Origin of the sequence: Pseudomonas cichorii, from assembly GCF_019719005.1 — a bacterium.
GTDB lineage: Bacteria > Pseudomonadota > Gammaproteobacteria > Pseudomonadales > Pseudomonadaceae > Aquipseudomonas > Aquipseudomonas cichorii_E.
Map to the genome: position 1 here is coordinate 1 of NZ_JAIGPJ010000041.1, position 14,390 is coordinate 14,390.

Genomic DNA, 14,390 nt, shown 5'->3' on the forward strand with positions numbered 1-14,390 from the left:
CTGTCGTTGACATCTATAGGATGCCACCGTGGCGCATAGACGCCTCGGCGGGGGCGAGTCCATCTGATTACCGCGAATTCATTCGCGAAACCCCGACACCCCCTGTCTACTTGCCCTACAACACTCAACGCCCCGCCTGATTCTCCCTTCCCGTACAGCTCGTAAACTCACCTGTAACTTCAATGCCCATTCAATAAAGGAATCAGGGATGAATCCTCGCACCAGCGCGTCCGGCAACTATCAGCAGACTGAAAAAAATACCGCTGAGGTCTACGAACCTCTGCCCGTTGCAGCCCGTTTTGAAGCGGGTCAGGGCGAAAAAACCAAGGCCACTCACGGCTCGATCGAAGCGATCCTTGAAACGGCGGGCTTCAACAAGCATCAAATACGCGCCATCTATTTCGGTAACTGGCTGCGCGATTACTCGCAACTGCTCGACCCGAAGATCGTCCGCGCCACCACAACACCCAAGAACTTCCCGGACGTGCTGTCTCGCGAGGCCCTGACCCGAATCGTGGACGTGCTGGCCGTAAAGGAATTCACCGACCTGATGAAAGCCGACCGGTCGAGCTTCACCGTAACGCAACAAAGGCTCGGCGTTTACCGCCCCAGCGAACACATAGATAACCCCAGGACCGTCAACCCGAGCCCCGCCAACCCCAAGGAGCGTGACGCCGATTTCGAGGATTGGGTAAAACCCGACGACCCAGCCTTGCAGGTCGACTTCCAGACATCCATGAAGCGCTATATACAGCGCTCCGTGGATGTCATGAGCGCCGAGCTGAACATGGCGACGCAGGCTGGCCCGCAATCCACCGATGGCTTGCGGGCACTCGGTTCGGGTTTGCATATCCTCGAAGACTTTTTCTCCCATTCCAATTTCGTCGAGTTGAGCCTGATAAAGCTTGGCCACACCAACGTGCTGCCATGGACATCCGAAGCAGACTGCAGGCATCGACTGCCACTGGTGACCGGCATGTTTGGCGGCAGCGACATCATTGCCAGCCTGGCTGCACCGCTCGGCAAGATCCTGTTCTCGACAGAGGAAAAACCCTTTGAAGCCATCAAGGCCGGAGAACGCTACGAGCGCGACCAGATCATTCAGATCCTGCTCAGCGAACACCCCAACGAGGAACTGCTTCAGGGCTATGAAACATTCCTGGCCACCCGCGACCAATGGGCCAGCCTGCCTTTCTCGGAACAGGTTGAACGGTTCTATGCATTCATTGGCACACCGGGAAGAATCGTCAGCAACGCAATCGGCACAGCCATGCAAGGCCTGACCACCTGGCTTGGCAACAGCATCGACGATGTCCAGACAGCCTTGGGGGATGACCCGAATACCAGCGGCTCTACTGACCCGTCGCACTCACAGCTTGCCAAGGACCATGCTGAGCATCCGCTGCATTCTCTGGCTGCACTGCTGGCAGAAAAAGCGGTATTGCAAGTGGGTCAGGCGATATTGGGTCAGTGGCTCAACAAGGACGGAGCAGAGCATCCTGCACAAGTGGCCGCGAAATTCTTTGCTCATCCCATGGACAGCGACTGGCAGGACGCACTGGTTCGCGACTGGGCAAGCAAGAACCCTGGACGGGTGAAACATGCGACGACCAAAAGCGATCTGGACCGTACTCAGGAGCAACTGCGAATCAGCACAGCAAAAGCGCTGCAGACATTTAATAAGGAAAGCTCCGGCTTCCTGCAGACCTTCTACGAAAGCACTTCGCTGTCAGACCTGTGGAATAAAATCACGGGCAAGTAAGAGCGTTGTCCGACTCCTGACAAATGCGGCACTATCCGCTGTCTATCTGCACGTTGATATTCAGAACGGTTATTGCCGCACTTTGCGAGGGGTTTCATGGGACATACGATCTTCAAACCGCTGCTGTTGACCACTGCCCTGCTGGCCTGCGCTCCTTTGGCTCAAGCCGCCAGCACTCTGGTGTACTGCTCCGAAGCCAGCCCGGCCGGCTTCGACCCGAGCCAGTACACCAGCGGTACCGATTTCGATGCTTCGGCCGAAACGGTGTTCAACCGCCTGACCCAGTTCAAACGCGGTGGAACAGAAGTGGAGCCAGGGCTGGCGACTCGCTGGGAAGTGTCTGCCGATGGCCTGACCTACACCTTTCATCTGCGTGAAGGTGTGAAGTTCCACACCACCGACTACTTCAAGCCAAGCCGGGCTTTCGATGCCGACGACGTGCTGTTTACCTTCAACCGGCTGCTTGACCCCAATCAACCGTTTCGCAAGGCCTACCCGTCCGAATCGCCCTACTTCACCGATATGGGCCTTAACACCACCATCAAGAACATCGAAAAGGTCGACGCACACACCGTCAGGTTCAACCTGAACAATGTCGATGCCGCGTTCGTGCAGAACCTGGCCATGAGTTTCGCCTCGATCCAGTCCGCCGAATATGCCGCGCAACTGCTCAAGGAAGGCAAGGCCGCCGACCTGAACCAGAAACCCGTCGGCACCGGCCCCTTCGTCTTCAAGCGCTATCAGAAAGACTCGCAGATCCGTTATGTGGGCAACAAGGAGTACTGGAAGCCCGAAGACGTGAAGATCGACAACCTGATCTTCTCCATCAACAGCGATGCCGCGGTGCGCCTGCAAAAGCTCAAGGCTGGTGAATGCCAGGTCAGCGGCTACCCTCGCCCGCAAGACATCGAAGAGTTCAAGAAGGACCCGAAGATCAAGGTCCTGAGCCAGCCGGGCTTCAACCTGGGCTTCCTGGCTTATAACGTCACTCATCCGCCGCTGGACCAGCTCAAGGTTCGTCAGGCGCTGGACATGGCCATCGACAAGCCAGCCATTATCAAGGCCGTCTACCAGAGCGCCGGGCAACTGGCCGAGAACGCGCTGCCGCCAGGCCAGTGGAGCTTCGACCCGACCATCAAGGACGCACCTTACGACCCGACCAAGGCAAAGCAGTTGCTCAAGGAAGCGGGCATTGCACCGGGCACCCAAATCAACCTGTGGGCCATGACGGTGCAGCGCGCCTCCAACCCCAATGCGCGGATGTCGGCGCAAATGATCCAGTCCGACTGGGACAAGATCGGCATCAAGGCCAACATCGTTACCTATGAATGGGGCGAGTACATGAAGCGCTCCCGTGCAGGCGAGCATGACGTGATGATCTACGGCTGGACGGGCGACAACGGTGATCCGGACAACTGGCTGGGCGTGCTGTACAGCTGCGCGGCGGTCAAGGGCAGCAACTTCGCAAAATGGTGCGATCCGGCCTACGACAAGCTGGTGCAACAGGCCAAGGTGACTACCGACCGCGATGAGCGGATCAAGCTGTATCAACAGGCGCAGCGCGTGCTCAAGACACAGGTGCCGATCACACCGATTGCCAACTCCAAGGTCTTCCAGCCCATGCGCCAGGAAGTTCAGGACTTCAAAATCAGCCCGTTCGGCCTGACACCTTTTTATGGTGTCAGCCTGAGCAAGTAAGACAGATCCGGTAACAACCTCACGCCAATCGGGTGCATTCAACACGCCCGGTTGCGCGTTTATGGTGCGATAAACGGCAAAAATCCTTTGCGCAAACGATCAACTGCGCAGAAATTACACTTACGCGACATTCATGTACGCTCGTTCCACTTTTTACCGCCCCTTTGTCGTCAGCACCTTGCTTCGGGTACGACCCCTGCATAAGTATCGGATGGATCGGCTCACGAGGTCGTTCCCTCCAAATGACAATAACTGAGGCCTCCATGCTCAAACACGCAGTCATCCCGTTCATCGTCGGCGCAAGCCTGCTCGCCAGCGCACCCTTCGCTCAGGCGGCATCCAACCTTGTGTTCTGCTCAGAAGGCAGCCCGGCGGGCTTCGACCCGGCCCAATACACCACCGGTACCGACTTCGACGCCTCGGCAGAAACCATCTTCAACCGGCTCGCCCAGTTCGAGCGCGGCGGCACGGCTGTCGAACCAGGTCTGGCGACCAGTTGGGACGTTTCCCCGGACGGGCTGACCTACACCTTCCATCTGCGCAAGGGCGTCAAGTTCCACACCACGCCGTACTTCAAGCCAAGCCGCGATTTCAATGCCGATGACGTGCTGTTCACGTTCAACCGCATGATCGACAAGGACCAGCCGTTCCGCAAAGCGGCTCCGACCGAATTCCCGTATTTCACCGACATGGGCATGGACAGCAACATTGCCAAGGTCGAGAAAGTCGACGACAACACCGTGAAGTTCGTCCTCAACACCGTCGATGCAGCGTTCATCCAGAACCTGGCCATGTCTTTTGCCTCGATCCAGTCTGCCGAATACGCCGACCAGTTGCTCAAGGAAGGCAAGGCTGCTGACATCAACCAGAAGCCTGTGGGCACTGGTCCGTTCGTCTTCAAGAGCTATCAGAAAGACTCCAATATCCGTTTTACCGGCAACAAGGATTACTGGAAGCCTGAAGACGTCAAAGTCGACAACCTGATCTTCGCCATCACCACCGACCCGTCGGTACGCATGCAGAAGCTCAAGAAGAATGAATGCCAGATCACCGCTTACCCTCGCCCGGCCGATCTTGAGCCACTCAAGGCTGACAAGAACCTGAAAATGCCCGATCAGGCCGGTTTCAACCTGGGTTACATCGCCTACAACGTGATGGACAAGATCAAGGGCAGCGACACGCCAAACCCGCTGGCGCAACTGAAAGTTCGTCAGGCGCTGGACATGGCGGTCAACAAGCAGCAGATCATCGATTCGGTTTATCAGGGCGCGGGCCAACTGGCCGTCAACGCCATGCCGCCGACCCAGTGGTCCTATGACACCACCATCAAGGACGCCAAGTACGACCCTGAAAAAGCCAAGGCCCTGCTCAAGGAAGCCGGTATCAAGGAAGGCACCGAAATCACCCTGTGGGCCATGCCTGTTCAGCGCCCTTACAACCCCAACGCCAAATTGATGGCCGAGATGCTTCAGTCCGACTGGAAGAAAATCGGTATCAACGCCAAGATCGTCAGCTATGAATGGGGCGAGTACATCAAGCGTTCCAAAGGCGGTGAACAAGGCGCGATGCTGATTGGCTGGAGCGGTGACAACGGTGACCCGGACAACTGGCTGGGCACCCTGTTCGGATGCGATGCCATCAATGGCAACAACTTCTCCAAGTGGTGCGACAAGCCTTACGACGCAATCATCAAACAGGCCAAGGCAACACCTGACCAGGCCAAGCGCACCGAGTTGTACAAGCAGGCGCAACACCTGCTCAAGGATGCCGTGCCGATGACACCTATCGCGCACTCGACCGTCTATCAACCGATGCGCAATACCGTTCAGGACTTCAAGATCAGCCCGCTTGGCCTGAACTCCTTCTACGGTGTCAGCGTGAAGTAATAGCAATATGCCTGCGCTGTTATTGCAGCGCAGGCAATTGAATGTCGGCCTGAAAAATAAATTCGCCAAGTTGCGTAATTGCAGCTAAAAGCAATTACCTACTTGGTGAAAGTTTTTTTCCTACAACAACTAGAGCCTGCGAACCTATTTACCGAAAGCGCTGGCCGACATACCGTCGTGGCAGTTTTACTTACTTCAGATATTGTTTTCGGACGCGTCGTTACATATGAGCGCTATCACTCGCCCGTGGAAGGACAGGAATCCTTATGCGTAAAACAATCGCAATAACATCATTAGTTGGCCTTGGGCTACTCAATGCGGCGACTGCAACCCAGGCCGCCAGCAGCCTGGTGTTCTGCTCGGAAGCCAGCCCTGCCGGCTTCGATACGGCTCAGTACACGGCAGCCACGGACAACGATGCCGCCGAGCCGATCTACAACCGCCTGACCGAGTTCAAGCCCGGCGATACCAGCGTCTTGCCGGCACTGGCCACCAACTGGGATGTATCACCCGACGGCCTGGTCTACACCTTCCATCTGCGCGAAGGCGTCAAATTCCACAGCAACAAAGACTTCAAGCCCAGCCGCGACTTCAATGCAGACGACGTGGTGTTCACGTTCAACCGCATGCTCAAGCCTGACCACCCGTTTCGCGTGGCTTATCCCACAGAGTTCCCTTATTTCAACGGCATGGGCCTGAACAAGAAGATCAAGTCCATTGAAAAGACCGGGCCACTGACCGTCGTATTCACGCTTAATACCGTCGACGCCGCGTTCATCCAGAACATCGCGATGAGCTTCGCCGCGATTCTTTCTGCCGAATACGCCGAGCAACTAATGGCCAAGGGCGACCCACGGGATATCAACCAGCAGCCTATCGGCACTGGCCCGTTCGTATTCCAGCGCTATCAGAAGGATTCGCAGATCCGCTACAAGGCCAACAAGGAATACTGGGACCCGAGCCGCGTCAAAGTCGACCAGCTGATTTTCGCCATCAATACCGACGCCTCGGTACGCATGCAGAAGCTGCGCAAGAACGAATGCCAGGTCACGCTCAACCCAAGGCCCGCCGATCTCGAAGCCTTGAAAGCCGACAAGCAGTTGCAGGTACTGCAACGTCCCGGCTTCAACCTGGGTTACATCTCCTACAACGTGCGTCATGAGCCGCTGGGCAATCTGCAAGTGCGTCAGGCGCTGGACATGGCCGTCAACAAGCAGGCCATCATCAACGCCGTTTATCAGGGCTCCGGGCAACTGGCGGTCAACGCCATGCCACCGACCCAGTGGTCTTATGACGACAGCATCAAGGACACGCCTTTCAACCCGGAAAAAGCCAAGGAGCTGTTGCGCGCCGCAGGCGTCAAGGAAGGCACGGAGCTGACACTCTGGGCCATGCCAGTCCAGCGCCCCTATAACCCCAACGCCAAGCTGATGGCCGAAATGCTCCAGTCCGACTGGGCCAAGGTCGGGATCAAGGTCAAGATCGTCAGCTACGAATGGGGCGAATACCTCAAGCGCACCAAGAATGGCGAGCACGATATCTCGCTGATCGGCTGGACCGGCGACAACGGTGACCCGGACAACTGGCTCGGCACCCTCTACAGCTGTGCGGCCATTGGCGGCAACAACTACTCGATGTGGTGCGACGAGAAATACGACGCGCTGATCAAGTCGGCCATCTCCACCACCGACCGGGAAAAACGCACCGACCTTTACAAACAGGCGCAGCGTTATCTCAAAGAACAGGTGCCCATCACGCCGGTTGCCCACTCCACGGTCAACCAGCCACTGCGCACTGAAGTCGAAGGTTTCTACGTAAGCCCCTTCGGTCGCAACAGCTTCTCGGGCGTCAGCGTCAAAGACTGATCCTCAATCCCTCCGCTTGCATCACTCACGCTCAGACGTTGAGTGATGCAAGCGGGTGGCCGGATACATAAAAAAAGCCGGTTCCAAACCCGGCACCACCAAGCCAGACAGAAAAAACTGGCGCTATAAAAGTGATAACAAAGGAGCGGTACCCCTTGAAAAAAACCAGCACGGCATTGCTTGCCCTCTCTCTGTCCTCCTTCGGTGCGGTCGCCCAGGCAGATGAAAGCAATACATTCGTCCCGACTCAACTGAGCACCTCCAACGCTCAGGACGAGGCAAAAGGTTTCTTTGAAGACCAGCATCTGACGGGCACTACCCGTAACTGGTACTCCAATGAGCTCCTCCGTGGAGACGACCGCTTCAGCTATCGGAAGAACGGTGTAGCTACTCCAACCCCTCGCCGCATCAACTGGGTGCAAGGCACTATCGTCAACTACAGTTCGGGCTTCACTCAAGGCACGGTTGGTTTCAGTACCGAAGTGGCGCTCTACAACGCCATCGCTCTGGACAGGGATCGCAAGCACATTGCCGGTGGCGGTAACCGTACACAGGCCGAAAACGACGGCGATGCAGTCGGGCAATGGAGCAAACTGGGCCTGGGCAACGTCAAGGCACGCATCTCCAACACCACCCTGACCGCCGGTCGCCAGTCGATCAACACACCGGTCGTTGCCTATCTCGGCAACCGGGCCTTGCCTTCCAGCTTCCAAGGTTTTGCCCTGCAGAGCGACGAGTTGAACAACCTGTCCATTCAGGCTGCCACCTTTGACCGGATTTCACCTCGTAGCGAGCAAAGCCTGACGAAGTTCCGCTCCACCTATACCAACATCAATGCCACCTCAGACCGCATGAGCATGGTAGGTGCCGACTACAAACCTTTCAGCAACGTGACCGCCAGCCTGTACGCATCGGATCTGGAAGATTTCTGGAAGCAGTACTACTTCGGTTTTACCCACGAGATCGGTGACAGTAAGGCGCTGGCTCTGAGCAGCAACCTGAACTACTACAAGACCAAGGACTCGGGCCAGAGCAAGCTCGGCGCTATCGATAACGATACCTACAGCCTGTCGTTCACCGCGACTCACCAGGCGCACAGCTTCGGCATCGCGTACCAGGAAGTCATGGGCAACGAATACTTCGACTATGCCCGGGAAACCAACGCCATCTTCCTGGCCAACTCCCTGCTGTCGGACTTCAACGGCCCGAACGAAAAATCCCTGCAGCTCAGCTATGTCATCAACATGGCCGACTACGGCGTACCAGGCCTGAAATTCAATATCTATCAGGCACGTGGCTGGGGCATCGACGGGACCCATTACAGAGGCACCGGCTACTCTGACGTCATCAATCTGAATGGCGAAAGTCACTACGAGTACGGCATCGGCACCACCTACGCCGTACAGTCCGGCCCACTCAAGGCCACAACAGTGCGTGCCACTTACACCACCCATCGCGCCACTGGTGCGCAGATCGATGGCGATATCAATGAATTCCGCCTCGTAACCACGATCCCATTCAAGATTCTGTAAACAGCCATGCCACTGCGGCGTGCGTCGTGCCTGGGCATGACACACGCCGCAGCCATAGCCTTCGCACTACTAAAGGAGGTTTCTATTGAAACTGCTCACACTACGCGCCTCGATTGCCATCGCTCTGTTCGGCGTCGCCGCCAGTGTCTGCGCCAAACCGCTGGTGGTCTGTACCGAAGCCAGCCCGGAAGGCTTCGACATCGTGCAATACACCACCGCAGTGACGGCAGACGCCTCGGCAGAAACCATCCTTGAGCGCCTTGTCGCGTTCACGCCTGGTACCACTGATACCGTTCCAGGTCTTGCCGAAAGCTGGGAGATCAGCCCTGACGGCCTGACCTATACCTTTACGCTGCGACGCGGGGTCAAGTTCCAGACCACCGATTACTTCAAGCCCACCCGCGACATGAACGCCGACGATGTGCTCTGGAGCTTCAAGCGACAGATGGACACCAACCATCCCTGGCATGCGCGCTCACTGGTGGGTTACCCCTATTTCGAGAGCATGGGCTTCAAGGACCTGCTCAAGAATGTCGAAAAAGTCGACGACTACACCGTAAGGTTCACCCTCTCGAAACCCGAGTCGCCTTTCCTGCGCAATCTGGCGATGCCTTTCACCTCGATCTACTCGGCCGAATACGCCGATCAGTTGCTCAAGCGTGACAAGACCGCCGAACTCAACAGCAAGCCGATTGGCACCGGCCCGTTCATCCTGACGCGCTATGCCAAGGATGCCCAGGTCCGCTATAAAGCCAACCCGGACTACTGGAAGCTGAAGGTTCCCAGTGAAGCGCTGATCTTTGCGATCACTCTGGACAACAACACTCGTTTACAAAAACTCAAAGCAAATGAATGTCAGGTTGCGCTTTATCCAAAACCTGACGATATTGCGAGCATCAAGGCTGACCCGAATCTCAAGATCGACGAGATGGAAGCCATGATGACCAGCTATGTCGCCATCAACACATCCCACAAGTACCTTGGCGATGTGCGTGTGCGGCAAGCGATCAACCTGGCTTTCGACAAGAAGTCCTACATCAGGGCTCTGTTTGGCGAAGGCAAGGCCACCGAGGGCGTCGGCCCATACCCACCGACCATGATCGGCTACGACAACGATAGCCAAAGCCCGCCGTACGATCCGGCCAAGGCCCGTACCTTACTCAAAGAGGCCGGTGTTCCTGAAGGACAGGTGTTTACCCTGTTCGCTCGCAATGGGGGTGCAGTGACCAACCCCAATCCGTTGGTGGGGGCGCAGATGCTTCAGGGCGATCTGGCCAAGGTAGGCATCAAGCTGGACATTCGCGTCATGGAATGGGGTGAAATGCTGAAGCGCGCCAAGAATGGCGAACATGACATGGTTTTTGCGGGCTGGGCAGGCGACAACGGCGACCCGGATAACTTCCTGACGCCGAACCTCGGCTGCGAAGCCGCAAAAAATGGCGAAAACTATGCTCGCTGGTGCAACAAGGAGTTCGAAGACGCGATCACCCGGGCCAGGGAAAAAACCGACCCTGCCGAACGGGCCGCGCTCTACAAAAAGGCCCAGCAAGTGTTCAACCAGGAGCAACCATGGATAAGCCTGGCCTATCCAAAACTGTTCGTAGCAATGCGCAAGAATGTCGAAGGCTTTCATATCAGCCCGCTGACCAATAACAACTTCACCACTGCACAGGTGAAGTAAGAAAAACAGCCGCCCGCGTCCACAAGATCAAGGGCGGCATGCCTGAAAGGCTGATGAGGTACACCACAAGATGTTTAGTTTTATTGCCCGCCGGGTGGGGTTACTGATCCCTACCTTCTTCGGCATCACCCTGCTGACCTTCGCCCTGATTCGCCTGATTCCGGGCGACCCGGTCGAAGTCATGATGGGCGAGCGCCGGGTCGACCCGGAAATGCACGCCCAGGCCATGGAACGCCTTGGTCTGAACAAACCGCTTTATGCGCAGTACATCGATTACGTCAGCAAGCTCGCCCAGGGCGACCTCGGTGAATCCCTGCGTACCCGTGAAAGCGTCTGGACCGAGTTCACCTCGCTGTTTCCCGCGACCCTTGAGCTGTCGATTGCAGCGTTGATCTTCGCCGGCATTGTCGGCCTTCTGGCCGGGGTGATCGCCGCACTCAAGCGCGGCTCGCTGTTCGACCACGGGGTCATGGGGATTTCCCTGGCGGGCTACTCGATGCCGATCTTCTGGTGGGGCCTGATCCTCATCATGTTTTTCTCGGTATCCCTGGGCTGGACCCCGGTATCGGGACGCATCGACCTGCTGTATGACATTCAGCCGGTGACCGGTTTCATGCTGATCGACACCCTGCTCAGCGATGAAGAAGGCGCCTTCCTCGATGCCCTGCATCACCTGATTCTTCCGGCCATCGTGCTGGGCACCATCCCGCTGGCGGTGATCGCCCGGATGACCCGCTCCTCGATGCTCGAAGTGCTGCGCGAAGATTACGTGCGTACCGCACGGGCCAAAGGCCTGTCGCCCGCCCGCGTGGTGTTCGTCCACGGTCTGCGCAATGCGCTGATCCCGGTCCTGACCGTCTTCGGCCTGCAAGTCGGCGCGCTGCTGGCAGGTGCCGTACTGACCGAAACCATCTTTTCCTGGCCCGGCATCGGCAAATGGCTGATCGAAGCCATCGGCGCACGGGATTATCCGGTCGTGCAGAACGGCATCCTGTTGATCGCCTGTCTGGTGATCCTGGTCAACTTCGTGGTGGATATCCTCTACGGCTTTGCCAACCCACGCATCCGTCACCAGCGCTGAGATCCTGACCAATGAGCACACCTACTCCTGAGGTAGCAGTCGATCAAAGCCTGCTTTACCCATCGCCCTACAAAGAATTCTGGCACGCCTTTTCCCGGAACAAAGGTGCCGTTGCCGGCCTGATGTTCATGATCCTGATCGTGTTCTGCGCACTGTTCGCCCCCTGGGTTGCACCCCACGATCCGAGCGAGCAATACCGAGACTTCCTGCTGACCCCGCCGGTCTGGCTGGAAGGCGGTCAATGGCAGTTCATTCTCGGCACCGACGAGCTGGGCCGCGACCTGTTGTCCCGGTTGATCCAGGGTTCACAGCTGTCGCTTCTGATCGGCCTGTCGTCCGTGGTCATGTCACTGATCCCCGGTATCCTGCTGGGCCTGCTGGCCGGTTTCTTCCCGCGCTTCCTCGGCCCTACGGTCATGCGCCTGATGGACATCATGCTCGCCCTGCCCTCGCTGCTGCTGGCTGTGGCCATCGTCGCGATCCTCGGCCCTGGCCTGATCAACACCGTGATCGCCATTGCCATCGTGTCGCTGCCTTCCTATGTACGTCTGACCCGTGCTGCGGTCATGGGCGAACTGAACCGCGACTATGTGACCGCTGCCCGTCTGGCGGGCGCCACACTGCCACGCCTGATGTTCGTCACTGTGCTGCCCAACTGCATGGCGCCGCTGATCGTTCAGGCAACCCTGAGCTTTTCCTCCGCCATCCTCGATGCCGCCGCACTGGGTTTCCTGGGCCTTGGCGTGCAACCGCCGACGCCTGAGTGGGGCACCATGCTCGCTTCGGCCCGCGATTACATCGAACGTGCCTGGTGGGTCGTGAGCCTGCCCGGTCTGACCATTTTGCTCAGCGTGCTGGCAATCAACCTGATGGGCGACGGCCTGCGCGATGCGCTGGACCCGAAACTCAAGAATGCCGCCTGAGGAGATTCGTATGTCACTTCTGCAAATCCAGAATCTCAACGTCCGCTTCGGCGACGCCAAGGCCGTGCCCGTTGTGGATGGCCTGTCCCTGAGTGTCGAGAAAGGCGAAGTCCTGGCCATCGTTGGCGAATCCGGGTCCGGCAAGTCCGTGACCATGATGGCGCTGATGGGGCTGATCGATGCTCCCGGCATCATCACCGCCGATGCGTTGAATTTCGACGGTAATGACCTGCTCAAGCTCAATGCCCGTCAACGTCGCCGCATCATCGGCAAGGACCTGGCGATGGTCTTCCAGGACCCGATGACCGCTCTGAACCCCAGCTACACCGTGGGCTTTCAGATCGAAGAAGTCCTGCGTCAGCACTTGAAGCTGTCAGGCAAGGCCGCCCGCCAGCGCGCGCTGGAGCTGCTCGAAAAGGTGGAAATACCCGGTGCTGCTTCGCGCCTGGATGCCTACCCCCATCAACTGTCCGGCGGCATGAGTCAACGTGTGGCAATTGCCATGGCCATCGCCGGTGAACCCAAGCTGTTGATTGCCGACGAACCGACCACTGCGCTGGACGTCACCATCCAGGCACAGATCATGGACCTGCTGCTGAGCCTGCAAAAAGATCAGGACATGGCACTGGTGCTGATCACTCACGACCTGGCCGTGGTTGCCGAAACTGCCCAGCGCGTCTGCGTGATGTATGCCGGGCAAGCCGTGGAAGTCGGTCAGGTGCCGGGGCTTTTCGATGTCCCGGCTCACCCTTACAGCGAAGCACTGCTGGCGGCGATCCCGGAACACAGCATGGGTGCAGCGCGTCTGGCGACATTGCCCGGCATGGTGCCTGGCCGTTATGACCGCCCGTTTGGCTGCCTGCTGTCGCCGCGTTGCCCTTACGCCCAGGAAAACTGTCGCATCCAGCGCCCGGCACTGGACCCTAAAGCCCACAGCCTGGCTCGTTGCTTCTATCCGTTGAATCAGGAGGTGGCGTGATGAGCGTCGTACTTACCGCCCGCGACCTTACCCGTCACTACGAAGTCTCTCGCGGCCTGTTCAAGGGCAATGCACTGGTGCGTGCCCTCAACGGCGTCTCCTTTGAACTGGAAGCGGGCAAGACACTGGCTGTGGTCGGTGAATCCGGCTGCGGCAAATCCACCCTGGCCCGCGCCCTGACGCTGATCGAAGAGCCATCGTCGGGCTCCCTGAAAATCGCCGGGCAGGAAGTTGCGGGGGCCAGCAAGGCCGAGCGCAAGCAATTGCGCAAAGACGTGCAGATGGTATTCCAGAGCCCTTACGCTTCCCTCAACCCCCGACAGAAAGTCGGTGACCAGTTGGGCGAGCCGCTGCTGATCAACACGGACCTCAGCCGTGCCGAGCGCCGGGAAAAGGTCCAGGCGATGATGAGTCAGGTAGGCCTGCGTCCAGAGCACTACCACCGCTATCCACACATGTTTTCCGGTGGTCAGCGTCAGCGTATCGCTCTGGCCCGTGCCATGATGCTGCAACCCAAGGTGCTGGTGGCCGATGAACCGACTTCGGCACTGGATGTGTCGATCCAGGCGCAAGTGCTGAACCTGTTCATGGACCTGCAGCAGGAATTCAATACCGCCTACGTGTTCATCTCCCACAACCTGTCGGTGGTGCGTCACGTGGCCGACACGGTATTGGTGATGTACCTCGGGCGGCCTGCGGAAATGGGGCCGAAGGAAGAAATCTACAATCGCCCTCTGCACCCTTACACCCAGGCGCTGCTCTCGGCGACCCCGACCATTCACCCGGACCCGCTGAAGCCGAAGATCAAGATTGTCGGCGAACTCCCCAACCCGCTCGACCCGCCAAGCGGCTGCGCCTTCCACAAGCGCTGCCCCTACGCGACCGAACGTTGCGCCAAGGAAGTACCCGAGTTACGGGCGGTGGATAACCGTCAGGTAGCCTGTCATTACGCGGAGCAGTTTGTGGCCGCGTAATCCTTCGCG

The 14,390-nt window shown here is 58.0% G+C and carries 10 protein-coding genes; all 10 read left to right on the forward strand.

Going from position 1 to position 14,390, the window contains the following annotated elements; translation table 11 throughout:
- Positions 1 to 208: 208 nt before the first annotated feature.
- The 10 genes from K5D32_RS22375 (at position 209) to K5D32_RS22420 (ending at position 14,381) form a co-directional block, all read left to right on the forward strand.
- Positions 209 to 1,762, forward strand: coding sequence for an HET-C-related protein (locus tag K5D32_RS22375; RefSeq protein ID WP_221577685.1), 1,554 nt, complete (start codon positions 209 to 211; stop codon positions 1,760 to 1,762).
- Positions 1,763 to 1,858: 96 nt separating this feature from the next.
- Complete coding sequence (locus K5D32_RS22380) at positions 1,859 to 3,460, forward strand: ABC transporter substrate-binding protein (protein WP_221601854.1); 1,602 nt, start codon at positions 1,859 to 1,861, stop codon at positions 3,458 to 3,460.
- 263 nt (positions 3,461 to 3,723) lie between these two features.
- On the forward strand, positions 3,724 to 5,346 hold the full coding sequence (locus tag K5D32_RS22385; protein WP_260407504.1) for an ABC transporter substrate-binding protein: 1,623 nt from the start codon (positions 3,724 to 3,726) through the stop codon (positions 5,344 to 5,346).
- 266 nt (positions 5,347 to 5,612) lie between these two features.
- The gene (locus K5D32_RS22390; RefSeq protein WP_221601855.1) at positions 5,613 to 7,211 is read left to right on the forward strand and encodes an ABC transporter substrate-binding protein; all 1,599 of its coding nucleotides are present in this window, start codon (positions 5,613 to 5,615) and stop codon (positions 7,209 to 7,211) included.
- 155 nt (positions 7,212 to 7,366) lie between these two features.
- Positions 7,367 to 8,743 carry an OprD family porin gene (locus K5D32_RS22395; RefSeq protein ID WP_221601856.1) on the forward strand — a complete coding sequence of 459 codons (1,377 nt, stop codon included), beginning with the start codon at positions 7,367 to 7,369 and terminating at the stop codon, positions 8,741 to 8,743.
- Positions 8,744 to 8,828: 85 nt separating this feature from the next.
- Positions 8,829 to 10,424, forward strand: a complete 1,596-nt coding sequence (locus K5D32_RS22400; protein WP_221577681.1) for an ABC transporter substrate-binding protein — start codon at positions 8,829 to 8,831, stop codon at positions 10,422 to 10,424.
- Positions 10,425 to 10,494: 70 nt separating this feature from the next.
- Positions 10,495 to 11,505, forward strand: a complete 1,011-nt coding sequence (locus K5D32_RS22405) for an ABC transporter permease subunit (protein WP_198729230.1) — start codon at positions 10,495 to 10,497, stop codon at positions 11,503 to 11,505.
- An 11-nt stretch (positions 11,506 to 11,516) separates the two neighbouring features.
- Positions 11,517 to 12,428 (forward strand): ABC transporter permease subunit, encoded by a 912-nt coding sequence (locus K5D32_RS22410; RefSeq protein WP_025258421.1) that lies wholly within the window; start codon positions 11,517 to 11,519, stop codon positions 12,426 to 12,428.
- 10 nt (positions 12,429 to 12,438) lie between these two features.
- Positions 12,439 to 13,407, forward strand: coding sequence for an ABC transporter ATP-binding protein (locus K5D32_RS22415; RefSeq protein ID WP_025258420.1), 969 nt, complete (start codon positions 12,439 to 12,441; stop codon positions 13,405 to 13,407).
- Positions 13,407 to 14,381, forward strand: coding sequence for a peptide ABC transporter ATP-binding protein (locus K5D32_RS22420; RefSeq protein WP_025258419.1), 975 nt, complete (start codon positions 13,407 to 13,409; stop codon positions 14,379 to 14,381). The genes K5D32_RS22415 and K5D32_RS22420 overlap by 1 nt, the downstream gene beginning before the upstream one ends.
- Positions 14,382 to 14,390: the final 9 nt, after the last annotated feature.